Source organism: Halovenus salina, from assembly GCF_026410925.1.
GTDB lineage: Archaea > Halobacteriota > Halobacteria > Halobacteriales > Haloarculaceae > Halovenus > Halovenus salina.
This window is the reverse complement of the sequence record NZ_CP112972.1, coordinates 1,970,135-1,995,718: the sequence shown is the minus strand read 5'-3', so window position 1 is coordinate 1,995,718 and position 25,584 is coordinate 1,970,135. Positions and strand designations below refer to the sequence as shown.

Genomic DNA, 25,584 nt, shown 5'->3' with positions numbered 1-25,584 from the left:
ATGTTGGATGTACTGTCCGCCGGGAGTTTCATCTCGGTGCAAGGATTACTCGACGGGCTGACCGTCGGGATGGTGTACGTGTTACTCGCCGCGGGGCTGTCGGTTATCTTCGGCGTGATGCACGTCATCAACTTCGCCCACGGCGAGCTGTACGCCTTCGGTGCCTACTTCGCGGCGGCAATCGTCACGCCGCTTGGCGGTGGTCTCGGCTTCTACGTTGCGCTCGTCGTCGCCCCGCTGTTAGTCGGGGTTATGGGTGTGGCTATCGAGCGGTTCACCGTGCGGCCGCTGTACGGCCGGGACCCGCTCTATCACATCCTGCTGACGTTCGGGCTGGTGCTCGTGCTCAACGACCTCATCAAGCTGATATGGGGGACTAGTCCGCGTCGCATCGCCCGCCCGGACTATCTCACGGGCACCGTCGACGTGCTCGGTGCGACCTTCAGCCGGTACTCGTTTTTCATCATCGGGTTCGGCGGCGCACTCGCACTCGGCGTCTGGGCACTGCTGAAGTACACCCGGTACGGCCTCATCATCCGGGCTGGCGCACAGGACCGCCGGATGGTCCGGAATCTGGGTATCTCTATCGACCGGTACTACTCGCTTGTCTTCGGTGCTGGGGCTGCACTGGCGGCCGTCGCCGGCATCGTCTTCACCGCCGGTCGCGGCCAGGTGGTGCCCGGTATCGGGTTCGACATCATCATCGCCGCGTTCGTCATCGTCGTGCTGGGCGGACTCGGGAGTTTCCGCGGTGCCGTCGTCGGCGGCCTGGGGGTCGGTGTGCTACAGGAGACAATCATCAATGCCGACATCCAGATTTCGCTCCCCCTGGTTCCGGGCGGCTGGCTCGACCCAGTCAATACGGGATTCGAGCTGCTCGGACAGCTCGAGGGGATGGTCATCTTCGTGCTGATGATTGGCGTTCTCATCGCCCGGCCGCGCGGGCTCTTTGGCTCGGAGTTCGAAGATGAGGGCGGCGAGCTACTCACCGGTTCGACCGGCGGTCTCCTGGCTCCGGACACCCGCTTCAAACTGGGCGCTGTGATGATCGTCCTGCTCGCGCTGGTGCCACTGGGGGTCGACTGGCTGTACTCGACGTTCATGGTCACGCTCGTTATGCGGATGCTCACCTGGGGGCTGTTCGCGCTCGCGCTGGATTTCATCATGGGGTACACCGGACTCGTCTCGCTCGGACACGCCCTCTTCTGGGGCCTGGGCGCGTACGTCTCCGGTGCTGTCCTGTTCAACTTCAGCGAGTCGGTGTTCGTCGCAGCGGCGGCCGCGCTGGTCGTCGGCGGCGTCGTCGCCTGGCTCGTCGGTTACTTCTCGATTCGGGTCCACGGCGTCTACTTCGCGATGATAACGCTCGCCTTCGCCGAGTTGTTCCACACCAGCCTCACCAAAATCGACGGCTGGGTGGTCGGGTTCTGCGAGACGACGCCGGTCTGTAGCGCCGAGGCCGCCCGTGATATCCAGCTGACCGGCGGCTCCGAGGGACTGTTTGGCTTCTCCTCGTACTGGGGCCTGGGCGGGATGGGTGTCGAACTGGAGGAAATCGGGGTCTTCCTCGGTCCCGTGACCCTCACGGGAGATCTGCTGTTGTACTACATCGTCTTGGCTGTGCTCATCATGTCCTTCCTTATCACCCGCCGGATGCTCCAGTCGCCATTCGGTGCGGTTCTCAAGGGGATCCGTGAGAACGAACAGCGCGTGCGCTTTCTCGGCTACGACCCGACGGTCTACAAGCGTCGGGCGTTCGTCGTCAGCGGCATCTTCGCGACGCTCGCCGGCGTCATCTTCGCGATTAACGAGAGTTTCGTCGCACCGAGTGCCGTCGAGTGGCTCAAATCCGGCGAGGTCGTCGTGATGGTCATCCTCGGCGGCATGGGAACGCTGTTTGGCCCGATTCTCGGGGCGTTCACCTTCTTCGGGCTCGAACAGCTCCTGCAAGAGCAGACCCTGTTCGAGCCGTTCATCTGGCTCGGGTCGATGCTGGGCGTCGGTGGGCCAATCGAGGGTGTCGCCGGAACAGTCGCCGAGCGGTGGCGGCTGTTCCTCGGGCTCACCTTCGTCGTCTTCGTCATCTTCCTCCCGCGAGGGATGGTGTCGCTGCCGGAACTGTTCCGAGAGCGGCTGCCGCCGCGGTTCAAGCCATCGACGAACGTGCCGGCCGAACCCGAAGGAGGTGACGACTGATGGCAACTGAAGAGCCGATGCTCCGGACCGACGGCCTCGTCAAGGAGTTCGGCAACTTCGCCGCGATAGACGGCGTCGACATCGCAATCCAACCCGGCGAGTTCCGGAGTATCATCGGTCCCAACGGTGCCGGTAAGACGACGATGTTCAACCTCATCTCGGGCGCGCTCGACGCGACCGAGGGCGCGGTGTACTTCGACGGCGAGGACGTCACCGACCTCCCGCCGGAGGAACGCATCCGGCGTGGGATGGGGCGCTCGTTCCAGATTTCGAATATCTTCGGCGGCCTGACCGTCCGCGAGAACGTCAGGCTGGCCGTCCAGTCCCGGATGCGAGACTCCTACAGTTTCCGGGAGGCGTTGTTCAAGCCGACCGACCGGTACGACGACATCAACGACGAGACCGACAGAATCCTCGGGCGAATCGACCTACTCGATATCGCCGAGGAGGAGGCCGAGGCGTTGCCCTACGGCGACAAGCGCCGCCTCGAAATCGGGGTCGTCCTCGCGACCGAGCCCGAGCTGGTGTTGTTCGACGAGCCGACCGCCGGCATGGGTCCCGAGGAGACACAGGAGACAATCGACCTCATCGAGGAGGTGTTGGTCGAGCAGACGCTGATTCTCGTCGAACACGACATCGAACTCGTGATGGAGATATCAGACATGATTACCGTACTGAACCACGGACAGGTGCTCGCGGAGGGAACGCCCGAGGAGATTACCGACAACGAAGACGTCCAGGACGCCTACCTTGGAGGGATGACCGAATGAGCCAGGTGTTGTCGGTCGACGGCGTCGACGCCGGCTACGGCGAGACCCAGGTCCTCCGTGACCTCTCGCTGTCGGTCGAGGAGGGCGAGGTTGTCTCGCTTGTCGGCCGCAACGGTGCCGGCAAGACGACGACCCTGCGGACAATAAACGGCATCCTCACGCCGACCGCGGGGACGGTCACCTACCGCGGCGAGGACATCTCCGCGTTCGACCCGACAGAGACCGCAAAACGGGGTATCTCGCTGGTCCCCGAAGAACGTCAGATATTCCCCGAACTGTCGGTGATGGAGAACCTCCGGCTGGCCGAGTTCGGCGGCACAGAGAGTGAGTCGGCCCACTCGGTATCTGTCCAGGAGGCGCTCGACATGTTCGAAAACCTCGCCGAGCGGACGGGTAACCCCGGCTCCTCGCTGTCAGGAGGCGAACAGCAGATGCTCGCCATCGCGCGGGCACTGGTCGCGGGGGCCGACCTCATCTTGCTCGATGAACCGACAGAGGGGCTCGCGCCCTATATCGTCCAGGACGTGATGGACATCGTCGAGGAGGTCAACGAGCGCGGTATCTCGGTGTTGCTCGTCGAACAGAACGTCCACGTCGGTCTCGAACTCGCGGACCGGAACTACGTCATCGACCAGGGACGCATCGTCTGGGAGGGGACCTCCGAAGAGCTCGAATCGAACCGGCAGATACTCGACCGCCACCTGGGAGTTAGCGTCTGAGCCATGGAGACACCAATTCGGGTCGACCATACGGGCATCGCCGTCGAGGCAATCGAGAACGCCGAGCCCGTGCTGTTCGCGCTTGGCTGTCGAAAGCTGACGGAGGACTCCGTCAAGGGGCGGTTCCGGTGGGCGCAGTACGACTTCGGCCGCGACGCCTCGCGGCTCGAACTCATCGCCCCCGAAGCCGAGGAGACGTTCCTCACCGATTTCCTCGACGAGTACGGGCCGGGGCTGCACCACGTCACCCTAGAGGTCGCCGATATCGACGCTGTCATCGAGGCGCTCGAAGCCGCAGATATCGATGTCGTCGACTACGCGGAGTTCTCGGGCTGGACGGAGGCGTTTCTCTCGCCGGCCAACCCCACCGGAACGCTGTTTCAGCTGATGGAGTACCACGACGACTACGCCGAGGGGCGACCACCCGCCGACGACCTCTACGTCGACGGGACCCGACTGACGACCGCAGACGACCCCTGACACCTGTGCCGTCGAGGTGTGTTACCACCAATCTATCACAATTGTTTTTTAGGTTTGTGCAAGAGTATGATGTACAACATGCCCTACAACGAGATAGAGGCGGCAGACCGGTCGGAGATTCGCGAGCGTCAAAACGAGCGCCTCCGGGAAACGGTGCGCAACGCCTACGAGAACGTCCCCTTCTATCGCGAGCAGATGGACGAGATGGGCGTCGGTCCCGCCGATATCGAGACCATCGAGGATATCACGAAGCTGCCGACGACCACGAAAGAGGACTTCCGCGACGAGTATCCAGACGGACTCTTTGCCGTCGACCACTCCGAGGTGCGCCGGATTCACGCCTCCTCTGGCACCACAGGCAAGCCCAAAATCGTTGCCTACACCGAGGACGACCTCGACGTCTGGAAGGAGGCGATGGCACGCTCGCTCGCGGCAGCGGGTGTCACCGAGGACGACCTCGTTCAGAACGCCTACGGCTACGGGCTGTTCACCGGCGGTGCTGGCCTCCAGCAGGGAGCCGAGACCCTGGGTGCGGCACTGCTCCCCATCGGCGGCGGCGACACCGAGAAGCAACTGGAGATGATGACCGACCTCGGGAGCGACGCGCTGGCGTGTACGCCCTCCTACTCACTGTATATCGCAGAACACGCCGAGGAACAGGGCATCGACCCCAGGGACCTCCCGGTCTCGACAGTCATCTTCGGGGCCGAACCATGTACCGACCCGATGCGCGAGGAGATCGAGCGCCGCCTCGACGTGAACGGTATCGATCTCTACGGGCTCTCCGAAATCGTCGGGCCCGGCGTCTCCATCGAGTGCCACGAGGCACAGGACGGCCTCCACGTCTGGGAGGACCGCTTCTACCCCGAGGTCGTCGACCCCGCGACTGGCGAGCCAGTCGAGGAAGGCGAGGAGGGCGAGCTGGTGTTGACGACGCTCAACAAGGACGCCCTGCCAGTGTTGCGCTACCGGACCGGCGACATGACCTCGCTGAACTACGAGGAGTGTGAGTGTGGTCGGACGATGGTCCGGATGGACAACGTCACTGGACGCTCCGACGACCTGCTCATCGTCCGCGGTATCAACCTCTACCCGAGCCAGATTGAGGACACTATCCTCGAAATCGACGACGTGGCTCCCCACTACCGCATCGACCTCTACGAACAGGACAACCTCGACGTCATTGAGCTGACCGTCGAGCAGGCAGAGGACGCCGAGCGCGGCAAAGACCAGCTCCAAGAGGTCGTTGCTGACCGACTCGACTCGGTGTTGGCCTTCACTCCCGACTCGCTGGAGATTGTCGACCCCGGCGCAATCGCTCGCACCGAGGTCGGCAAGGTCCAGCGCGTCTACGACCACCGTTAGGCCCAGGATTTCACCATTAAGCGTTTCGCAGTCGGTGTAAGAAGACTACACAACCACATTCGCTACGTCGTGCGCGACGGAATTCTCTCGCTGGGTTAGAGTGGTACTTCGCTCTGGTTTTCCGTTCTATTGCCCAGTCAACTATTAGTTATTTGAACCTAATGTAAACATAATGGGCACCGGCACCGAGATTCGTGTCCTCCACGTCGACGATGAAGCCGAGTTTGCAGACCTGACCAGCTCCTTTCTCAAACAGGAAGACAGCAGAATCACAGTCGAGACGGCGACCAGTGCTAACGAGGGATTGGACCGTCTCGGCCAAGACGGCTACGACTGCATTGTTTCAGACTACAATATGCCCGGACAGACCGGGGTTCAGTTTCTTGATGCTGTCCGCAAGGAGCACCCAGATCTTCCATTCATTTTGTTCACCGGCAAGGGCTCAGAGGAAATCGCCAGCGAGGCGATCTCGGCGGGAGTTACCGACTATCTCCAAAAGGGATCAAAGGCAGAACAGTACGAACTACTCGCAAATAGGATACAGAATGCTGTCGACGCGTGCCGGACGAAGCAACTGGTGCGAGAACGGACGCGGCGGCTCGAAACACTCATTGGCAATCTCCCAGGCATGGTCTACCGTTGCAAAAACAAACAGCAGTGGCCGATGGAGACCGTTGAAGGCGAAGTGGAGCGCCTCACAGGGTACAGTTCCGACACGCTCGAAGGCAACGAGGTATTGTGGGGTGAGGAGATTATCCATCCAGAAGACAGGGAGACGATGTGGGAAGCCGTTCAAGACGGGCTCTCAGAGCGTGGGGTCTTCGAGGTTACCTATCGGATTATTACCAAAGGAGGAACCACGAAATGGATGTGGGAGCGGGGTCGGGGCATCTACGCTGAGGATGGGGAGTTAGAAGCCCTAGAGGGATTCATTACCGACATTACTGAGCGCAAAGAGCGTGAGAAAGAACTTGCCCGTCAGAGCGAGCGACTAGAGACGGTTATGAATGTTGTCAGTGACGACCTACAGGCCCCCCTGACCGTTGCTGAAAGCCACCTAAAGATGGCTCACAATGAGTGTGACAACGATCACCTTGTGAAGGCAGACAATGCAGTGGGTCAAAGTCTCACGCTAATCGACGATTTACTAGCGGTGGCACAGAAAGGCAGGGCGGTCAGTGATCCTGAACCCATCGACCTGCACGACACAGCCCAAACTTGCTGGCAGAATGTCGAGACAGGAAATGCGACGCTCAACAACAGAGCCAATCAGACTATCCGAGCAGACGCAAGCCAAATTGAGTCACTTTTAGAGAATCTAATCGGGAATGCGGTCGAACACAGCAACGGCGACCCGAGTGTTGCCGTTGGCGAGGTCGGCGACGGATTCTACGTCGAAGATGACGGGCCGGGCATTCCGAAAAGCGAGCGTGACGATGTGTTCGATGCTGGCTACTCAACTACGGATGCTGGCACCGGGTTCGGACTGAGCATCGTCGAGCAGGTCGCCCAGGCACACGGGTGGGAGGTCACGGTGACGAGCGGACGAGAAGGGGGCGCTCGCTTCGAGGTTACAGGTGTCGAGTTCGACGACGGCGGGAGCTGAGTCGCGGGCTGACTGCTCGCCAAGTCGCCACAGCGGCCCCCTCAAATGTCGATATCTTCCTGGAGCCGGTCAATAGATTCGAAGATTTCTTCGACAAGTTCGGCCTGGCGGTCGCTGTGGTCACTGACGTTCGATAGTTCCTCGGCAATCTCGGCCATCCGGTCGGCGGCCTCGTCGAGCGATGCCGCGACGCTCTCGACACTTTCGGCCTGGTCCTGTGTCGCCCGTGAGGTTTCGTCCATCGCCTGAGCGACCCCCGTCACCATCTCGGTGATTTCGAGCTGGTTGTCGGCGACGGTCTCGACAGCCTCGATGGCCTCGCCGACCTCATCCTGGGTGTCGGTGACGCTTTCGAGTGTCTCGTCGATGTCCTCGCGGATGTCGGCGGCAATCGTCTCGATTTCGGCGACCTCCTCGCGGGACTGCTCGGCGAGGCCTTTCACCTCGTCGGCGACGACCGCGAATCCCTCGCCTTTCTCGCCGGCGCGAGCAGCCTCGATGTTCGCGTTCAGCGCCAGCATATTCGTCTGGTCGGCGATATCCTGGACGACCTCGACAATTTCGTCCAGTTCGTCCGCGCGACTCCGGAGTTCGCGGCTGTTTTCCTGGACCACAGAGATGGCCGAGGAGACACTCTCCATCGCACGTTCGGCCGCTTCGGCAGACTCCTGGGTCGACTCGACCAGATCAGTCGTCGCGTCGGTCTGCTCGCTGACCTCGTCGGTACTCGACGCAATTTCCTCGACGGTCGCGCTAAACGAAGACACCTCGGAGCGGAGGTCCTCGATGCGCTCGTGTTGTGCGTCGGCGCGGTCGACCGCCTTGCGGGCATCTCTGCGGGTCTCGTCTGCGTGTTCGCGCAGCGCCGTGACCCTGGCCTCGATGTTCTCCGAGACTTCCTCCTGGACGTGTTGCATCTGATGTTGGGTCTCGATGAGGTCGGTCACCGAAGCGATGACCTCGACGACGGCAGCCACATTGCCGTCGGGGTCGGGGACCGGAATCGCCATCGCCCGGGAGTGAAAGGCGTTCCCGTCGGCGTCCTCTGCAGTCCGAATCTGTGTCTCGCGAATCGGCTCTCCTTTCCGGAGTACCTCCTCGGCGAGGGTCTCGTCTTCGCCCTCCGTGCCGAAGACATCGTAGGCCTGTTTGCCGGTCACCTCCTCGGCGCTGTACCCCAGTAACTCCGCTATCGCGTTGTTCCAGCCGGTGATGCATCCCTCGCTGTCGATGACAAACACCGGCTCCGGATACGACGAAATCAACATCTCGAAGGCGTGTTTCCAGAACTCTGTACCCGCCTGTTCGTCGGTATGAATTCTGAGACTCATCAGCTCCACCAAAGTGATATACTGAGTGATGGTTTCAGACTGTCTTAGTAGTGTCGGCCGCTCAAGCCGGTTTTGTCGGCAGCCGGAAGAAGTCAGCAGGTTTTATCTCCGCTCTATCGTATCCTCCGGTATGATCTCCCGCCACTGGCTGTACTTCGCCAGCTTCGTGCTAACCGGTATCGCGTTGGTCGGCGTCGGTCTCCTGGGGGTACTCGACGCGCTGTCGGTGCTGGCCGGCGGCGTCGCGGCCAGCGAGGAGGTGGTCGTGTTACAGATGCTCAGTGCGGCTGCCGAGTGGCTCGTCGCCGCGGTCGTTCTCGGCCTGCTCGCCGTGGTCTTTCTGGTCGCGACCGTCGTCTCGGTGCTCCGGAACACGTCGTTACACCGCAGCGACCGGCTTGTGACCGTTGTCGAGCGCCTTGAAGACGAGTACCCGATTCTGCGGGAGTTCGACGCCGCAGAGCGCGTCGAGCCGACGACAGAAGACCGCAAACAGGAGCTACGGGAGAGCTACGTCGAGGGCGAGATTAGCGACGAGGAGTTCGAGCGCGAGCTGGACCAACTCTTGGAAGAGGACGACAGCTCACGGTCCAAGGCCTACGAGTTCGAGCGCTAGCGGCGACCGGGAGCATTCTGGTCTGGCAACCAGTTCCGCCTCGACGGTCTGCTCGCTCCCATCACGCAGGATGGTCAGTACGGCGGCGTCCCCGGGCCTCGTCCAGGGAGCGAGGAATCGCCGCGGTAAAGATGTCTCTCGGAACATCGCTGTGTCGTTGCTCGGGCGAGAGCGGTGTGTCTCTTCTGGCCAACCGTCTACCGGCCGGGTCCAGAGAGAAACCACTTCACGAGACGGGCCTCGCCGCGGCGGAGTACCGTGCTCGCACTCGATTTGTCGACACCGACGCGCTCGGCCAGTTCCGCGAGCGTACAGCCACGGGGTACCTCGAAATACCCCTCACGGACGGCGGCTTCGAGCAGCTCGCGCTGGCGCTGGGTCAACAGCGCGTCGGTCTCGGCTCTGGTGACGAGCGCGTCGAGTTCGTACGGCCGCGGGAGTGTCTCCAGTGCCGTCTCCAGTCTGTCGAGTTCCTCCCTGGTCCCCGTCAGGTCGAAAGCGTACCACCCCACCTCGACGTCGACCGGAAACTCGATGGTGAACCCAGAGCGCTCGACGAACTCGTAAAGACCGGTGTCCGAGGTCTCGTACTTCCCGAGGGCACGCTCGCGGCCGGATTCGAGGAGCTCGTAGCTGTGTATCGACCGGTGGTCCCGAATCGCCGCGATTACCTCTTCGGGGTTATCTCCGAGAACCTCACCGAGTTCGAGTGCCCGACCGTCGAGTTTGTACCCCGACAGCAGCCGAAACGTCGTCTGTGGGTACGCCGTCGACAGCTCCGCGACCCAGAGGTCCTCTGGGAGCTTGATACGAAAGCGGGCACTAATCATGGCCGCTGTCGGGGCAAACGTCTGTCTGAACATCGCTTCTGTAAGTCGAGTGGGCGATACACGGTGAGTGTGTCACCAACATGTTGGTACAAGTTGCAAGTTATATCTCATACTACATGAGCGTACGGAATGAGAGAACGCACAACAGAAGCGGATACACAGGGAAGTACGACACGCGGCCACGGGGAGGGACGATAGCGATGTCGTCACCGTTCGCGTGGCTGGCCGACCGCGTCGCCGGCGTGACGGCGAAACACGACCTGCTGGTCATCGTCGTCGCACTGCTGTTGACCGGCGTGGCCGGGGCAGGCGTGGCGAATCTTGACATGGCCGACCAGACGAGCATCGACGACGAGGTGTTCAACACGACCGAGGTTGGTGACGGCCTCCAGTATCTCGACAAACACTACCTCGACAACGAGGAGACTGCCGTCTCCAGCGTCTACGTCCGACCGGAGGGGAACGTCCTCTCGCGGTCCTCGCTCGTCGAGACGCTTTCCTATCAGGAAGAGGTACTCGACAACGCGACAGTCACTGCCGAACTCACGGGGCCAAGGATTCAGGGACCGCCGACGCTGGTCGGTACCCACCTGGCCGGCGACGACGCCTCCGTCAGCGAACAGCGGGCGGCAATCGAAGCGGCAAGCGACGACGAATTGCGTGCCGCGATTGCGGAGACACTGGGCGACCCGGTCGTCGCGGGGCGGTATCTGCCAGCGAGCTACGACCCCGGCAGTGTCACCGCCGAGAGCATGCGCACACAGTTCACGTTCGCGGTCGCGAGCGTCACCCAGCAACAGGAGCCGTTGCCCGACGAACGAGCACAGCAGGCGCTGTACGACGCCGCCGAGGACCGTCCGGCCCTGTTCACGCTGGGTGCCGTGGCGGAGGCCGACTGGAGCGAGCAACAGATTGTCGACGTGTTCACCCTGGTGGTCCCGCCGGCACTGTTGCTCGTAGTCGCCGTCCTAGCGTTTGCCTACCGCGACATCGTTGACGTGATACTCGGATTCACGGGCGTCTGTGTCTCGGTGCTCTGGTTTTTCGGCATCCTGGGATGGCTCGGGATTCCCGCCGGCTTCGCCAGTATCGTCGGTCCCGTACTCATCGTGGCGCTGAGTATCGACTTCGGGTTACACGTGTTCATGCGCCACCGCGAACAGCGGGCCGGCGGCGACAAGGTTCGGCCGGCGATGCGCCGGTCGACCGCGTCGGTGATGGTCGCCTTCCTGCTCGTGGCCGTGACCGCGGGCGTCGGCTTTCTCGCCAACATCACTAACCCCGTCGGCTTCATCCGGGCGTTCGGGCTCGTCATCACACTCGGCGTGCTCGCCGCGGTGTTCGTCTTCGTGACGCTGGTGCCAGCCCTGAAAGTCCGGGTCGACACAGCACTCGAATCCCGGGGTATCGATCGACGCAAGACGGCACTCGGGACGAGCGGCCGGCTCGGCGGGATACTCGGGTCTGGCGTCACGCTCGCCCGCCACGGCGCTCTCGTCGTGGTCGTCGTGTCGCTGGTCGTGGGCGGGGCTGGCCTGCTCACCTACGACGACCTCGACAGACAGGGGTTCCAGCAGAGTTTCGTCACCGACGACGACTGGCAGACCGACCTTCCCGGTCCGATGGGCTGGACTGCTCACGAGACCGAGTTCCGACAGAACCAGCAGTACGTCCAGGCGAACTTCCGGTCCGACGACGACCGCGAGCGCCGGACGACATTCCTGGTACGTGGCGACGCGACAGACCCGCGCGCACTCGCAACAATCCACCGGGGAACACAGGCTGCCAGAGAGAGCGAGATGACCTTTGAGCAGGGCGGCGAGGTGTCGGTTATCTCACCGCTCTCGCTAGCTGTCGAGACCGCGGTCGCCGACGGCGACTTCGCGGCTCTGCTCGCCGGGGTGGCCGAAACGGACGACCAACTCGATTCGCTGCTCTCGACGGTCGCCGAAGAGAACCCCGCCTTCGCAGAGCGGATGGCAGCGACGACGCCCGCGGACGTCGATGGCGGCCTCCCGGTCGTCTACGACGCACTGTACGAGTCTCGTGAGCAGACGGGCGCGGTCCTCGAACGGACAGCGGACGGCTACGAGTCGATGCGGCTGGTCGTTCCCGTCGAGCAGGGCGTCGACGTCGACGACCGCGGCGAGGAGATGCACGGCATTGCCGACGAGATGGCGACCGAGTCCGACGACGTGGTGCCGGTCGATTTCGCCACCGTCGCGAACGCCGGGCTCGGCGAGATTGCCGACAGCATCATCTGGACGATGGCCCTTGCCTTCGCGGGTGTTGCGGTCGTGCTCGCGGCGACCTATCGAATCGAGCGCGGGAGTGCAACGCTCGGTATCGTCACCGTCGTCCCCATCGTGCTCGTCGTCGGAGCCGTCTTCGCCAGCATGGCGCTGCTCGGCCTTTCGCTGACGTTTATTACGGCCTTTCTCGTCAGCATCACCATCGGGCTGGGTATCGACTACAACATCCACGTGAGCGACCGGTTCGCTCACGAACTCGCCGCGGGGGCGACCCCCGTCGAGGCGCTGTCGACGACCGTCACCGGCACCGGCGGAGCGTTGCTCGGGAGCGCGCTCACGTCGAGTGCGGCGTTCGCGACGTTGCTGGTCCACCCCTCGATTGTCTTCCAGTCCTTCGGGTTCATCGTCGTCGTCGCGCTGGCGCTGTCGTTCGTGGTTAGCGTGCTCGTCTTCCCGAGTATGCTGCTGTTGTGGGCGCGCGCGGTGCATCCCCACCAGTCGGCGTAACAGTCGGCGGCGACACCAGCACGCGCGTTCGTGGCAGAACGGTTCCACAACGAAAACCACTACGGGCTTGCCTGACAAGAGAGAGTATGACCAAACGCCACGTCTCTCTGCCGGCGGAAATGGCAGAGAGTCTGCAGGAGTTCGTCGACGATGTCGACCGTCGGCTCGCGGGCGAGGAGGACACCTGTGCCGTGGTCGAGGACGTACTCGTTGACCTCCACGGCGACCGCGAGGCCTACGAGCGGTGGCAGTCCGGCGGCGACGTCTCGCCCGCAGAACGCGTCCGGCTCCAGAGTTACGACCCCTGCAACGCGACCCTCGAAAGCGAGTATTACGCCGAAGTCGCGGCCGACGACGAGCAGTTCCAGCGCTCGAAACACCTCCAGTGGCTATGGCGACAGTTCGACGACACGCCGATGGCCGACAACGTCGACTTCGCGCTCGAATTTCGTTCGATGCTCGCCGACCACCTCTTCGCCGAGTGTGGCGAGAACTGCCGCTTTTTCAAAGGCATCTCGATGACCTACGGCCACAACATCACCGTCGGCGACAACGTCGTCATCCACGACGATGTCCACCTTGACGACCGTGGTGAGCTGACCATCGGTGACCGTGTCTCGGTGTCGGACAGTGCTCACGTCTACAGCCATGACCACGACGTGGTCGACCAGACGGAGGTGCGTAACTACCACACGATTCTCGAAGACGACGCCCGTATCACGTTCGATTCGATGGTTCGAGCGGGCGTCCGCGTCGGTGAGAACGCGATTCTCGCCGCGAAATCCGCCGCGCAGCGGGACATTCCAGCCCATCACATCGCGGCCGGCTCGCCCGCCGAATCGATTGCGGTCAAACCGGGGTGGGAGTCGGTCGCGACCCCACTCGACGAGGCGAACGTCGACCGCCGGGAACAGCGGCGCATCGAGTACGACATCCCCGACGACCTCGAGATCTTCGACGAATTTGGCCGCGGCCGTACGCCACCAGAGTAACGTCTTTCTCGTGTTCTCAGGACTGGGTCGCTTCCTCCAGACAGAACGACCGGACAGCCTCGGCGACCGCCTCAGGCGCTGACTCCGTTGCCATGTGACCGGCCTCCTCGAACTCGACGAGCGTGTTCCGGGGGAGTCGGTCAGCGAGTTCCTCGACGGCGGCCCGCAGATGCTCCGGTCCGCGTTCACCCGTCAACAGCAGCGTCAGACAGTCGATATCGGGGTCCGACGGCGGTTCGTACGATTTGACTGCTTTGTTCTCTCTGACGACGGTGTCGGCGAGGTCGAAGGGGACCTCCTCGGGCCAGATAGGGAGCTGTTCGGGTACCGGAATACCGCCACCCTCCTGGTAGAACAGTTTCATTGCGCCCTCACGGTCACCGTCGTCAAGGTGTGCTTGCAGCCGCCCAGCCAGGTCATCGCCCCTGTGCTCGCCGACGAGGACGGCGGGCTCGTAGAGGACAAGACGCTCGAGGTCGAGGTCGGCCGCTGCTGCCAGCGCTACGAGACCACCGAAGGAGTGGCCGAAGACGGTCACGTCACCCTCGATATCGTCGACCACTGCACGGAGGTCTGCAACCTCGCGGGAGAGGGCATACTCCTCGCCGTCGCCGCTCGCGCCGCGCCCGCGCCTGTGGGACGATTACCTGGAACTCCTCGGCGAGATGTGGAACGACCGCCTCCCAGGAGTGGCGTGTTCCAGAGGAGCCATGGACGAGGACGAGAGGCGGCCCCTCGCCGTGTTGTTCGTACGCGATACTTGTGCCGTCAGCAGACGTAGTCGTTTGCATCGTCGGCTACCTCTCGGCGCTGGCCGAGGAAGGGCCTCACTCTCAGCTGTGCGGCAATTTAAATACCCCACCTCGGTAGTCGTCACAGACGCCACGTGTCCAGTTGCGGGCTGGCCTGACGAAGCGTCGCCAGGCATTCAACGGTTCTCACGATATGTCGCCAAACAGCTGTACCGGACAGTGTTTCCTGCTGGTCAGACAGCCACCCGACGGGCGTCGGGAACGGTGCTGTATTATAAAAGACTGTAAATAACATATATATCTATTAAAGATAGAGTAGTATACGTATGGCAAAATCAGACAAGAGCGAAATCAAAGTGGGCGAGACGGAGCGACGCGGGGTAGACGGGTCGCGCCTGACAGATAGGCTCGGTCTCGACGGCGACGAAATCCGCTGGCGAAAGGAGTTCACGCAGTTCGGCGGCGCGGACGCAGACCGTCTCGCGGAGATGGAGGGGTTGTTCGAAGAGATAGCCCCGGCGTTGGTCGAGGAGTTCTACGACCATCTGCAAGCCCACAGCGAGACGGTGGCAATCATGGACAGCTCCTCGAAACCAGTCGAGGCGCTCAAACGAACCCAGAGCCAGTACCTGCTAGAGCTTGGCGACGGCGAGTACGACCAATCCTATTTCGATAGGCGCGCACGCATCGGCAAGCTCCACGATATGCTCGACCTGGGGCCGGAGATCTATCTTGGCGCATACAGTATCTACTACCGAGGCATTGCGGAAGCACTTGCGGAAGATATCAAGACTGACCTCGACAGCGAGGCGAGCGCGGCAGTCGACAAGTTTGTCGACCAGATACTGAGCGTCCAGAAGCTCATCAACCTCGACCAGCAGGTAGCAATGGAAACCTACCTCGACTCCTACAGCCAAGATATTGAGGAGACCGCCGAACGCCAGGAAGAACTGATGGAGCAGGTCGAAAACGAACTCGCCAGACCAATAGACGAACTCTCCGGCGCTGCCGAAGATGTCACAGAGAGTGCGACGGTTGTGAGCGATTCGATAACACAACAGACCGATCAGATCGACCAGGTCGCGGGCGAGGTCGCAACGATGAGCGCGACTATCGAGGAGATAGCATCGACAGCAGCAGAGGTTTCCGAGACGAGCGACCGCGCTGAGACACTCGCACAGGACGGGAGTGAGTCCGCACGCGACGCACTGGGTGCGATGGAGGACATCGAGACGGCAGTCGAGGATGTCGCGACCGACGTCGACAGTCTACAGGGCCAGATGGACGAGGTGAACGAGGTGACGACCGTCATCAACGACATCGCCGACCAGACCAATATGCTAGCGTTGAACGCGTCTATCGAGGCGGCACGGGCGGGCGAGGCAGGCGACGGGTTCGCCGTCGTCGCCGACGAAATCAAAACCCTCGCCAGCGAGACGAAGGCAAACGCCGGCGAAATCGAGGAGACGGTGACACAGGTCCAGGCCGACACCGACGAAACGGCCGACAGTCTAGCCGAAGCAACCGACCAGGTCGCAGACGGGATGGAAGAGGTCGGCAAGACGATGGAGAACCTCGACAAGATTCTGAGCGCAGTCCGAGAGACTACAGACGGCATTCAGGAGGTGGCGAACGCGACCGACGACCAGGCCGCGACGACCGAGGAAGTGGCAAGTATGGTCGACTCACTGGTAGCCGACCTCGACGAGATGGCCGGCGAAATCGAGACAATTGCGGCGGCAAACGAGCAACAGACCAGCCAGATTCAAGAGATTTCCACGGCCGCCTCGCGACTCACCGCAGACGACACGTAGCCGGATTACACGCCGGATCCAGGCTCGTCCTGTGTCTCGAGGCGAGACTCGTATTTTGTCAGCGCGGTCTCAAGTGCATCTTGGGCGTCGATATCGACGGCGTCTGCAAGCGCAAGGAGAGCAAACAGCGCGTCGCCGAGTTCGTCCTCGTTGACCGTCACCTCGCTGGGGTCGTCTCCGTAGCCGGTCGATTCGTTCACGTCTTTTGCGACCTCGCCGAGTTCCGAAACCACGTCGAGCAGTCGGAACTCCGGCGGTGCTTCGATGTCGTGTCGGTCGATGAACGCCGCGACCTCTCGTTGTTCGTCCATAGCGGAGGCTGTACCGGCGGCCACTGGTCAGTTTCGGTTCACGCTGCCCCGGCATTTTATATATCGTCATGCGGTTTACTGCTGCCGCTGACGCAACCATTAGGGGCAGGGGGCGCGACGGTCGAGGTATGGCACTACGACAACCACCCGTCGACCACGCGACGAAGACGACGGATTTCGGGGGCTGGGAGATGCCCGTTGAGTTCGACTCGATACGCGATGAACACAGCGCCGTCCGCGAGGCCGTCGGCAAGTTCGACGTCTCGCACATGAGCGAGATAACCGTTTCGGGGCCCGACGCGACGACACTCATGCAACGGCTGGTCACCAACGACGTGGCCGCGCTCGACCCTGGCGAGGCCCAGTACGCCGCTATCACCGACAAACAGGGAATCATCCTCGACGACACGGTGTTGTACGACCGGCCAGACGAGGGCGGTTTCCTGTTCATCCCGAACGCCGGCCACGACGAGCAGATGACCGAGCGCTGGAAGCGCCACCGCGATCAATGGGACCTCGATGCGACGGTGACAGACCGGACCGAGGAGTACGCGATGTTCGCGATTCAGGGACCCGAATCTCCGGCATTGCTCGGCGAGCAGACCGATGTTGACCTCAGCTCGCTGTCGCCGTTCGACGTGAAGGCGGGCACGGTCGCTGGCTGTGAGGCCTACGTCGCACGGACCGGCTACACCGGCGAGGCGGGCTTCGAAGTGGTCTGTGCGTGGGACGACGCTCAGGCTATCTGGGACAGTATCGACTGCCAGCCCTGCGGACTTGGCGCGCGCGATACCCTCCGACTGGAACAGGGTTTTCTGCTCTCTGGCGAGGATTTCCACCCCGAAGAGAACCCACGCAACCCTTACGAGGCGGGCATCGGCTTCACGGTCAAGCTCGACACGGAGTTTGTCGGCCGCGACGCTCTCGAAGGCGTCGACGTCGAGGGCCCCGAACAGAAGCTGGTCGGTATCGTCCTCAACGAGCGGGGTGTCCCCCGCCAGGGGTACGACGTGACGACACCCGACGGCGACCACCTTGGGACCGTCACGAGCGGGACGATGAGCCCGACGCTCGGCGAGCCGATTGCGCTCGCATATCTGCCCGCTGAGTACGCCGGCGAGAAGGCGTCGGTTCGCGTCGTCATCCGCGGCGAACCGAAGAAAGCACATACGAGGACACCCCCATTTCTCTCATGAGCTTCGAGATTCCCGAGGACTGTCGGTACCTCGAATCACACGAGTGGGTCCGCATCGAAGACGGAACCGCGCGAATTGGCATCTCCGATTTCGCACAGGACGAACTCGGCGACGTGGTTTTCGTCGAACTCCCCACAGAGGGCGAGACACTGGAACACGAGACGGACTTCGGCGTCGTCGAGTCGATCAAGGCAGTCTCGGACATCTATTCCCCCGTCACGGGGACGGTGACTGCAGTCAACGAAGAACTCATCGACGTGCCCGAACTCGTCAACGAAGACCCCTACGGCGACGGCTGGATGGTCGAACTCGACCTCGACGACGATAGCGAACTCGACGAGCTGCTCTCGTCCGAGGACTACCGCGAGCAAATCGAGTAACTGCGGCGCTTTTCTGGCGGCTTCATGCCTTTTGAGAGAGGTTTGTCTGTGTTGCTCAGTAAACCATATGGCGATATACAAAACAGGACATATGCCAGCCAGACAGAGATTCTGCGTTTGGATTTCTACAGACCACCAACAGAGCAACACTTGCCGTCGATATCGAGCTGATTCGGTATTTGAGGAGAGACAGCCAATACCCACCAATCAGGAGTAAATCAAGTGAGTATCAAATTCTAACCTAAGATCGATCACCTGATCGATGATTTCCTGGCTCTTGCCAGCATCAAGCATCCACTCTTTCCTATCACCGAGCCTACGGCAGTCGAGCAGATGCAATTGACGATCAGACGGTATCTCCAAGTGTCGTCTACTCCATAATTCAAAGGTCCCCAGCCCGAATATCGGCTATCTTCTGGCGGTCGTATAACTGCTCGTTTTTGTCGAACTCTTCGGGGAACAGCTGCTTTGCTGCGCGTTCGGTTTTCGAGAAGTTGATGATTGGACCTTGAGGCATACCTCCTGCTGGGTATACGTTGCCATTCTGGACCGCTGTGAGCTGGCTCGCCGTATTGTGATTCTGTAAGAACGCGAGGTACTGGTCCCGAAAATCAGACCGTGACCAATGTTTGTCGGTATAAAACATCAACACCTCTGGGTCAATCTCTAACAGCGGTTCATAGTCGATCTCGCCACGGTCAGAGGTGAAACTCTGAATATATGAATTTTCAAGTGCATCACTCACACCGAGATCGTGCCAGTGTTTGTACGCAGTTGTATCACCAAGTCGGGAAGGGTAAAACGTCTCGGGCTCAACCGAGGCCGGTGAAAGCAGCGCGATGGCTGGTCGTTCACTTTCCGGTGGAAGCCGTTCCTGAATTCTGCGAAGGAACGTATCGTGTAACGCTACGAGTGTGTCGTATCGATCCATCCGCTGGAATACCTGTGCGACTTTTTTCGTCGCTTCATATAGGCTCAGTCGATCACATCAAAGAGCTCACTACCCTGTCCAGTAGCCGCTGAATAGTTGTCTTCGATACTTGGATAGAGTTCGAACGGAGTGAACCGGTAAGTTCTGTTCTTGGCGGCCGGAGTTTGATGCTTACCAGTCGCTGTCGGCGGCGGATCGCCGCCGACGCGACAGCGTTGCCACTCACGACCGCTGTCCTCATTTGGGGCAGCTACCGGAAGAACCGGTCGTCAAGCGGTTGGTTCGCTGGGACAGCTCTGCGGACGCCAAGTGCTGTCCAGGCTGCCCGGAGTACCATCTCACAGAACTCTCTGAACGGCCATTTCCAGAGGCGGCGCCCCCCGCGGCGGGGCGCCGCCACGTATTGCCAGTGGAGATACCGCCAGCTGTTCTGGAGCAGCAAGCTCACGATAAACATCACCAGTCGCAGACCAGCGTCCTGCGAACAGTGAACGCGAGACTCTGTTTGGCTAATCGATAGCTCGATTCGATGCCGAAACGTTTGCTGTAGTGCTCTCGTGCATCTCGTGGCGTGTCGATGAACGGCGCGTCAGCGGCGTAGCCGTGGCGCGCCACCCCGTGTTCGTCGTACCGTCCTTGTTGGTAGACACAGTCGATGAACACAGGGAACGTTACCTTGCCGGCGAGATCGTGTTCGATCTCGCGGCTCCAGCCTCTGTTGAGTTCCTCCTGGATCGCCTCGCCCCACTTGACAATCGGCATGACGTAGGCGTAGTTGTGCGCGTACAGCAAGCTGAGACAGGTGCTGTTGTAAAATCCGCGGTCAAGGTAGACGGCCTTGACGGCCAGGTCAAGGCCGTCGAGAAGTTCGAGAAACTCTGCGAGGACATCGCTAGCCGTCTCACCGTCAACCAGCTGACGAACTGCCAGTGTGTAGCGCTTGTTGCGCACCCGCGCGTAGAGCGTGGCATAGGCGTGAAACGCGGTGGTTCCTCGTTTCGCCTGTGAGAAGTACAGAGCCTCTGTCTCGTCTTCGTCACCGTAGTAGGGATCGAGGTGGAGGTCGACGACGACCTCCACCGGCCGATCCGGCAATGTCTCAAGCGCATCTCGTTGTAAGAGCATGTCTCCAACTGCCTCGACAGTATCTAGGTCGAACTGATCGGTGAGATATCCTCGGACGGTATTGGCATGCGGCGAGTCGTCTGTCGTTTCGCAGACGTGATTGATCGAGGTCCCGCCGGCGCTGGCGCCGGCGAGGACCTCATACAATGTCTCCGTAGAAACCTTAACGTCTTCTCCGAGATCTACCGCAAGTTCCTTCTCAAGACTGTTGACGACAAAATTAAGCAGGTGCTCTTCCTCTATCTTGTTGTCTGCTTGTGGTTGTTGCACATCTTCCTCAAGCAGACGCTTCCTCTAACTCGATGTGATCGACTGAGGCTATAAGAGGGATTATCTTCGTGCCACGAGCAGGTCGAGAAGCTCGTATTCCCACAGAACGGCCCAACCCGTTCAGTTATATCTTCGAAAATAAAGTGTGCATCGGCATTGAGTTCGATAAGTAACTCTTTCGAGATACCATCTTGCCGGTAGTGTTCAGATAAGCTGATTCCATGCGAAACTGAATGATTTGAGCCAGTCGTCAGCTGTGTCTGCGGCGGCGTTGCTGAAACAGTTTGAAAACGAAGAGGTTCGTCGTTTTACTTCACGAAATACACGTTCGACACTATTGCGATTTCCATGGCGTTCGTATCTGAAATCGAGGCCGTGTCTTGAACACGCAGCGTTCAGCGAGTGCGAGCCATCAATGAGAAACACGGCATCGTCAACGTCGTGTTTCTCGCGGAGTTCAGCAACAAACGCGTGAGCGATGACCTTGTTTGTTGTCGGTTCAAGCTGTGTATGCAGTAATTCGTTTGTTTCTGGGTCGACGGCGGCGTACAGCCAATACTGCTCGTCGTTGAGTCGGATCACGGTCTCATCAACCGCAACGTGATCCGGGCTTTGTCCTTCTCTGGGCTGTAAATCTGCCTTGTGAACCCAGTTATGAACGGTGGAACGTGCACGTTCGACACCGAATATTTCGAGAACTGAAACAGTATTCGGAAGCGACAGTCCAGCAAGATGCAGCTGAATACTGAGTTTCATCACAAATCGCGGTGTCGCTTCGCGTTCAATAAACTCTAAGTCGATCTGGTCGATACTACCGCTGAGGCTAGCGTTTTCGGGCATGGTCACTCAGAAAACGCTACGCCTCACTCTTCAATCCTTATCTGAACACCGCCGTCTGCATTGTCAAATGTTATTTCTTGCTGATCACCTCGACGACGGAACAGTAATAGAGATACGATACACGACAATAGGAGAGCGTTTCGACTTTTTGGTTCGCCTAAAATCAGAACACTTTTATTTTATTTAGGCTAGCCTAAAAGCATGAGAGGCGAAACAGGAGACGGGGTCGGACCGACGCGCAGAGACTACATGCGCCACGGCAGCGCGCTCGTGGCGGCGGGACTGCTTGCAGGGTGCTCGAGTCAGGCTGACTCCGAATCGACGCCGACGGAGACGAGTAGCGGGGGATCGACTGCGACAGAGACGTCCACGCCAGAGGACCAGAGCTACTCGGTGTCGATGGAACCGATGGGGACCGTCGAATTCGAGGAGTCGCCGGAGACCTGGGTGAGTTACCTTAGTACGTACGGCGACATGGGAATTGCCCTAGGCAAGGCCGATAGCCTTCAGGGTCTGTGGGACCCAGAGGGCATGCCAAACGTGTTCTATGATCTACTGCCAGACGTCGAGGTTTCCTTTGAGGACGTCTCGCCGATTTCTGGTGGCGGCGAGTTCGACAAGGAGATATTCTACGAATTGGACGCTGACGTCCACCTGTTCGATCCCAACTGGATCAGCGTTTTAGCCGACGACTGGGGTGAGGACGACATCGAGGAAATCGCTACCGAGGTCAATCCGTTTCTTGGGAACTATATCCGGCGGCGTGGCGACGACTGGCACGACTACCCATACTACTCACTGTACGAGGCCTTCGAGGTCGTCGCAGACGCTTTCGACGAGCGAGAGCGGTACGAGGCACTTACGTCCATCCACAGCGACATGCAGGCGACCATCGAAGAGATGCTGCCACCGTCAGAGGAGCGACCGTCCGTCGGCCTCGTCTCTGTCAACTCCAAATTCGAGGAGGCCACGTTCTACGTGTATCCCGTTCAGGAGGGGAACAATCACAAGCAGTACCGCGACATCGAGATGCGTGGGGCCTTTGACGACCACATCGAGGGGGGCTACGGCCAGTTCGACTACGAGCAACTGCTCGAGGTCGACCCCGACGCCATCGTCTTCCAGTACGGCTTCTCGCACGTCTCAACCGAGGAGTTTGAGTCTAAAATGGAAACGATGCGTGCGGATCCGATCGGTAGTCAGTTGTCAGCAGTACAGAACGACCGGCTGTACCGTGGTGGCACAGCTTACCAAGGTCCGGTCGTCAACCTCTTCCAAACAGAGGCAGCGGCGAGGCAGTTCTACCCCGAGGCGTTCGGCGAGTGGAACGGGATAGAGACGCTTCGGGAGGACTCACTCACACTGTTCGACCGCCAGCGGGTTGCAGACATCATCAACGGAGAGATTTAAACGTGAATGAAGACAACACGAATCGAGCAAACCCGCTAACCCGGAGAACGGCGATCAAGTGCGGCAGTACGCTCGCTGTTTCGGGACTGCTTGCAGGATGTATCGGGCAGTCATCGGAGGAGTCGGCTTCGAGCCCGACGCCCACCGAGGAGCAACCAGAACCGACCGAAACGGCGAATGAGTCGACCCCAACCGAACAGTCGACCGAGGAGCCGACGTACACCGCCGAGCTGTCGCCGGTCGGTGAAGTCACGCTGGAGGAGCCGCCGACGAATGTGTTTACTCACTTCCCGTGGTTCGCCGACATGGCGACCGCGCTCGACCGCGGCGAGAGCGTCAACAGCGTCTGGTGGGACGGCACCGCCTCGACGCTGGAGTACTTCACCGCCGGTCTCGACGGTGTCGAAATCGCGTGGCGTGATAGAACAGATGCGTACGGGTTCTCAAAGGAGCAGCTGTACGAATTCGACAGCGATCTACACCTCGTCGACCCCGCGTGGGTGACGACCCAGGACAACTGGGCGCGGGAGGACGTCGACGAAATCGCCGAAAATGCCGGCCCGTGGCTCGGTAACTACTACAGCAGTTTCCACCAGTCGCCGCCAAAGGAGTGGACTGACGACTACGAGTACCACCGCCTCTGGGACGTGTTCGAGCAGGTCGGGAGCCTGTACGGCGAGCAATCCCGGTACGAAAAGCTGCGAGCCGTCCACGACGACCTGCGTGACACCATCGAGGCCGGGCTCCCGCCGGAGGACGAGCGCCCGACCGCGGCGTTCCTCTCGATCTCGGCGGACCTCTCGACGATCTACGTGCTCCGGCTCAACGCGCCGGGCTACTTCAACGCCCACACCCGGCCGCTCGGGGCAGTCGACGCCTTCAGCGACGAGGAGTGGGACGGTGCGTTCAAACAGGTCGATATGGAGGCCGTGTTGGACGCCAATCCCGACGTGCTGCTGGCGCTGTGGACGGTCACGGATGCCGTCGACTTCGAGCAGCTGCGGCAGAATCTCAATGAGGACCCCGTCGGCCGCGAGTTGGCCGCGGTCCAGAACGACCGAGTGGCTGTTCAGGGAACACGCTGGCAGGGACCGCTGATGAACCTCTTCCAGCTGGAGATGACCGCCAAGCAACTGTACCCGGAGCAGTTTGGCGCGTGGCCGAGCTACGAGAACGGTGACACGTACCCCGAGTTCAGTCCTGACGAACAGCTATTCGACCACCAGCTCGTTGCAGATATCATTTCGGGGAACAGCTGAATCCAAGCGCATGAGTGGGTCGTCGCCGGCACGCTTGGCGACCCGTCGGAGTACGGACTTCCGGAGCCGCCAACGGTGGAAGCGTACCCGCTCAACTCCGGTGGAATAGCCTTCTAAGCGAAAGGTGGCGAGCTGTTCATCTCGGCCGCCGTCTTCACCGCCCGGTACGGAATTTGCGCGATAGTCTTCGACGGCGAGATGGCAGCGATCACGAAGTGTGCGCACATCTAAAACTACATTGGCTTCCCAGGCAGCGTCAGCCTGGAGCGGTTTCTTGACCTAGGCGCGCGGGTCGTCAATGAGGAAATGACGGTCCGCAACAAGCGCGTCACGGCCGTCCCCCCGTACGAGTTGGAGGCGATGGGGTGAGACAAGATGATTGACTCACGTGTGGCCGACAAGCTCACGACCATGCTGTCAGTCAAAAGACGATACGAAAGGATGTTGCTTGAAGTAGACCACTTGTACAGATTCCGACAGAGGGCACGCATTAGAACGATCCTCCGAAGGTATGGCCGTACAGACACGGAGCACTCCTGGCAGACCGGCGGTACGAAAACTGTACAGAGAGAACAACCTGTGAGAGAGATAGCGTTTTCGGCACCACAGCCGACATGCAGTCACTCGGCGAGGAGTTCGTCGGCGAGCCGCGAGAACCGGTCGACGAGCCGGTCGGAGAGGCGTGGTTCGACCTCCCGGAGCAGCCGATAGGTCGTTTCGGAGTCGGTCAGCTCGACGACCAGTCCGTCGTCAGTGTCGGTCTTCCGGACGACGTCGTACTCGACGAGATTCGAGAGGTGCCACTCGACGGTGCTGCGGGCGGTCCCGAGGCGGTCGGCGATATCAGCCGGCGGGACGCGCTCGCGTTCGAGCAACAGGACGACAACCTCGCGGGTGCTCTCTCGGCGCAACAGCGCAATCGCGCCCCGTTCCCACTCGGAGTACGTTGGCGGGTAGTAGTGAGTCCGTCCACAGATGGACTCGCGCTGGATGTCACCGCGCCGGAAGAGCTTCCGGAGGTGGTACTGCGTCTGTCCGGTCGCGATGTCGAGTTTCCGGCTGACGGCGTTGAAGTGGATGCCGGGGTTTCGGTGGATACACTCACGAACGTGTGACCGCGTCTCTGACACTAGACGTTCACCTAGCTCAATCTACGGGAGCGCGTATATAAACGGCCGGCGGTTTCCCAGCCATGGAGAACTCCCGGAGCGGGCGCACCTTTCATAACAGCGCCTGTCGTACACACACGCATACGATGGAGTACAGCACGGCAGTACTCAGCTCGGCCGGCGAGTGGCCGGGTGTCGAGGGATCGCTGGTCTTGCTCGGCATCATCCTGCTCGCTGGCGTCGGCACCGGACTCCTGTTCGTCGCCAGTGTCGTTACCTGTCTGCGGCGTCGGTCACGGCGCTATGTCGTCGTCACCGTCGCGGTCGGGGCGCTGTTCATCCGGTCGTTCATCGGCGTCGGGACCGTCTCGGGAGTCGTTCCGATGATGTACCACCACGTCATCGAACACAGCCTCGATTTCACGATTGCGGCGATGGTCCTCTATGCGGCGTACCTGAGCAAGCCGGCCGGTGACGTTTCTATCGAAGGCGACGAGGAGCTGCCGTAGACTGTCGCCACAGG

At 60.8% G+C, this 25,584-nt stretch carries 21 protein-coding genes and 4 pseudogenes; 15 read left to right on the top strand and 10 right to left on the bottom strand.

Annotated features, from left to right (window positions below):
* The 6 genes from OSC37_RS09990 to OSC37_RS09965 all read left to right on the top strand — a co-directional run bounded on the left by OSC37_RS09990 (nucleotide 1) and on the right by OSC37_RS09965 (nucleotide 7,136).
* The gene (locus OSC37_RS09990) at nucleotides 1–2,196 is read left to right on the top strand and encodes an ABC transporter permease (RefSeq protein WP_267161328.1); all 2,196 of its coding nucleotides are present in this window, start codon (nucleotides 1–3) and stop codon (nucleotides 2,194–2,196) included.
* On the top strand, nucleotides 2,196–2,966 hold the full coding sequence (locus tag OSC37_RS09985) for an ABC transporter ATP-binding protein (protein ID WP_267161327.1): 771 nt from the start codon (nucleotides 2,196–2,198) through the stop codon (nucleotides 2,964–2,966). Before OSC37_RS09990 ends, OSC37_RS09985 begins: the two co-directional genes overlap by 1 nt.
* Nucleotides 2,963–3,685, top strand: coding sequence for an ABC transporter ATP-binding protein (locus OSC37_RS09980; RefSeq protein WP_267161326.1), 723 nt, complete (start codon nucleotides 2,963–2,965; stop codon nucleotides 3,683–3,685). Before OSC37_RS09985 ends, OSC37_RS09980 begins: the two co-directional genes overlap by 4 nt.
* 3 nt (nucleotides 3,686–3,688) lie before the next feature.
* Nucleotides 3,689–4,165: a VOC family protein gene (locus OSC37_RS09975; RefSeq protein WP_267161325.1), complete on the top strand. Its 477-nt coding sequence runs from the start codon at nucleotides 3,689–3,691 to the stop codon at nucleotides 4,163–4,165.
* Nucleotides 4,166–4,243: 78 nt separating this feature from the next.
* Nucleotides 4,244–5,530 (top strand): phenylacetate--CoA ligase PaaK, encoded by a 1,287-nt coding sequence (gene paaK, locus OSC37_RS09970; RefSeq protein ID WP_267164174.1) that lies wholly within the window; start codon nucleotides 4,244–4,246, stop codon nucleotides 5,528–5,530.
* Nucleotides 5,531–5,702: 172 nt separating this feature from the next.
* On the top strand, nucleotides 5,703–7,136 hold the full coding sequence (locus OSC37_RS09965; protein WP_267161324.1) for an ATP-binding response regulator: 1,434 nt from the start codon (nucleotides 5,703–5,705) through the stop codon (nucleotides 7,134–7,136).
* A 41-nt stretch (nucleotides 7,137–7,177) separates the two neighbouring features.
* Here the strand turns inward: OSC37_RS09965 and OSC37_RS09960 are convergent, their stop codons facing one another.
* A complete protein-coding gene (locus OSC37_RS09960) occupies nucleotides 7,178–8,467 on the bottom strand; it encodes a methyl-accepting chemotaxis protein (protein WP_267161323.1) in 1,290 nt (429 codons plus the stop codon).
* A gap of 130 nt (nucleotides 8,468–8,597) precedes the next feature.
* On the opposite strand from OSC37_RS09960, the gene OSC37_RS09955 reads away from it, so the two are divergent.
* Nucleotides 8,598–9,083, top strand: coding sequence for an SHOCT domain-containing protein (locus OSC37_RS09955; protein ID WP_267161322.1), 486 nt, complete (start codon nucleotides 8,598–8,600; stop codon nucleotides 9,081–9,083).
* Nucleotides 9,084–9,280: 197 nt separating this feature from the next.
* On the opposite strand, the gene OSC37_RS09950 is transcribed toward OSC37_RS09955, so the two are convergent.
* Nucleotides 9,281–9,946 carry a helix-turn-helix domain-containing protein gene (locus OSC37_RS09950; protein WP_267161321.1) on the bottom strand — a complete coding sequence of 222 codons (666 nt, stop codon included), beginning with the start codon at nucleotides 9,944–9,946 and terminating at the stop codon, nucleotides 9,281–9,283.
* 83 nt (nucleotides 9,947–10,029) lie between these two features.
* Here OSC37_RS09950 and OSC37_RS09945 point away from each other — a divergent pair, with 83 nt between their 5' ends.
* Both OSC37_RS09945 and OSC37_RS09940 read left to right on the top strand, forming a co-directional pair.
* On the top strand, nucleotides 10,030–12,672 hold the full coding sequence (locus OSC37_RS09945; protein ID WP_267161320.1) for an efflux RND transporter permease subunit: 2,643 nt from the start codon (nucleotides 10,030–10,032) through the stop codon (nucleotides 12,670–12,672).
* 86 nt (nucleotides 12,673–12,758) lie between these two features.
* Nucleotides 12,759–13,664: an acyltransferase gene (locus tag OSC37_RS09940; RefSeq protein ID WP_267161319.1), complete on the top strand. Its 906-nt coding sequence runs from the start codon at nucleotides 12,759–12,761 to the stop codon at nucleotides 13,662–13,664.
* A 16-nt stretch (nucleotides 13,665–13,680) separates the two neighbouring features.
* Here OSC37_RS09940 and OSC37_RS09935 read toward each other — a convergent pair.
* Both OSC37_RS09935 and OSC37_RS09930 read right to left on the bottom strand, forming a co-directional pair.
* Nucleotides 13,681–14,238, bottom strand: a pseudogene (locus OSC37_RS09935) (alpha/beta fold hydrolase); the annotation flags it as partial.
* Nucleotides 14,204–14,455: an alpha/beta fold hydrolase gene (locus OSC37_RS09930; protein WP_267161318.1), complete on the bottom strand. Its 252-nt coding sequence runs from the start codon at nucleotides 14,453–14,455 to the stop codon at nucleotides 14,204–14,206. The pseudogene OSC37_RS09935 and the gene OSC37_RS09930, both read right to left, overlap by 35 nt.
* Nucleotides 14,456–14,742: 287 nt before the next feature.
* Here OSC37_RS09930 and OSC37_RS09925 point away from each other — a divergent pair, with 287 nt between their 5' ends.
* Nucleotides 14,743–16,230 carry a globin-coupled sensor protein gene (locus OSC37_RS09925; protein WP_267161317.1) on the top strand — a complete coding sequence of 496 codons (1,488 nt, stop codon included), beginning with the start codon at nucleotides 14,743–14,745 and terminating at the stop codon, nucleotides 16,228–16,230.
* A 5-nt stretch (nucleotides 16,231–16,235) separates the two neighbouring features.
* Here OSC37_RS09925 and OSC37_RS09920 read toward each other — a convergent pair whose 3' ends face one another.
* Entirely contained in the window at nucleotides 16,236–16,541 is a 306-nt protein-coding gene (locus OSC37_RS09920; protein ID WP_267161316.1) for a MazG-like family protein, read from the bottom strand.
* 128 nt (nucleotides 16,542–16,669) lie between these two features.
* Here OSC37_RS09920 and gcvT point away from each other — a divergent pair, with 128 nt between their 5' ends.
* Nucleotides 16,670–17,737 (top strand): glycine cleavage system aminomethyltransferase GcvT, encoded by a 1,068-nt coding sequence (gene gcvT / locus OSC37_RS09915; protein ID WP_267161315.1) that lies wholly within the window; start codon nucleotides 16,670–16,672, stop codon nucleotides 17,735–17,737.
* Nucleotides 17,734–18,117 carry a glycine cleavage system protein GcvH gene (gene gcvH, locus OSC37_RS09910; RefSeq protein WP_267161314.1) on the top strand — a complete coding sequence of 128 codons (384 nt, stop codon included), beginning with the start codon at nucleotides 17,734–17,736 and terminating at the stop codon, nucleotides 18,115–18,117. The genes gcvT and gcvH overlap by 4 nt, the downstream gene beginning before the upstream one ends.
* 382 nt (nucleotides 18,118–18,499) lie before the next feature.
* On the opposite strand, the pseudogene OSC37_RS09905 reads toward gcvH, so the two are convergent.
* The 4 genes and pseudogenes from OSC37_RS09905 to OSC37_RS09895 form a co-directional block, all read right to left on the bottom strand.
* Nucleotides 18,500–19,093: pseudogene (locus OSC37_RS09905) on the bottom strand (ABC transporter substrate-binding protein); the annotation flags it as partial.
* A 205-nt stretch (nucleotides 19,094–19,298) separates the two neighbouring features.
* Nucleotides 19,299–20,443: pseudogene (locus OSC37_RS09900) on the bottom strand (ISH3 family transposase).
* A 44-nt stretch (nucleotides 20,444–20,487) separates the two neighbouring features.
* Nucleotides 20,488–20,637: pseudogene (locus tag OSC37_RS18985) on the bottom strand (ABC transporter substrate-binding protein); the annotation flags it as partial.
* Between the two features lie 10 nt (nucleotides 20,638–20,647).
* Nucleotides 20,648–21,283 carry an IS6 family transposase gene (locus OSC37_RS09895; RefSeq protein ID WP_267161312.1) on the bottom strand — a complete coding sequence of 212 codons (636 nt, stop codon included), beginning with the start codon at nucleotides 21,281–21,283 and terminating at the stop codon, nucleotides 20,648–20,650.
* A gap of 201 nt (nucleotides 21,284–21,484) precedes the next feature.
* Between OSC37_RS09895 and OSC37_RS09890 the strand changes: the two genes are divergently transcribed.
* Together OSC37_RS09890 and OSC37_RS09885 are read left to right on the top strand one after the other, a co-directional pair.
* Complete coding sequence (locus OSC37_RS09890) at nucleotides 21,485–22,693, top strand: ABC transporter substrate-binding protein (RefSeq protein ID WP_267161311.1); 1,209 nt, start codon at nucleotides 21,485–21,487, stop codon at nucleotides 22,691–22,693.
* Between the two features lie 2 nt (nucleotides 22,694–22,695).
* Nucleotides 22,696–23,952 carry an ABC transporter substrate-binding protein gene (locus OSC37_RS09885; protein WP_267161310.1) on the top strand — a complete coding sequence of 419 codons (1,257 nt, stop codon included), beginning with the start codon at nucleotides 22,696–22,698 and terminating at the stop codon, nucleotides 23,950–23,952.
* A gap of 620 nt (nucleotides 23,953–24,572) precedes the next feature.
* On the opposite strand, the gene OSC37_RS09880 is transcribed toward OSC37_RS09885, so the two are convergent.
* Complete coding sequence (locus OSC37_RS09880) at nucleotides 24,573–25,082, bottom strand: winged helix-turn-helix transcriptional regulator (protein WP_267161309.1); 510 nt, start codon at nucleotides 25,080–25,082, stop codon at nucleotides 24,573–24,575.
* A gap of 125 nt (nucleotides 25,083–25,207) precedes the next feature.
* Between OSC37_RS09880 and OSC37_RS09875 the strand changes: the two genes are divergently transcribed.
* Nucleotides 25,208–25,570: a DUF7471 family protein gene (locus OSC37_RS09875; RefSeq protein WP_267161308.1), complete on the top strand. Its 363-nt coding sequence runs from the start codon at nucleotides 25,208–25,210 to the stop codon at nucleotides 25,568–25,570.
* The last annotated feature ends 14 nt before the right edge of the window (nucleotides 25,571–25,584 follow it).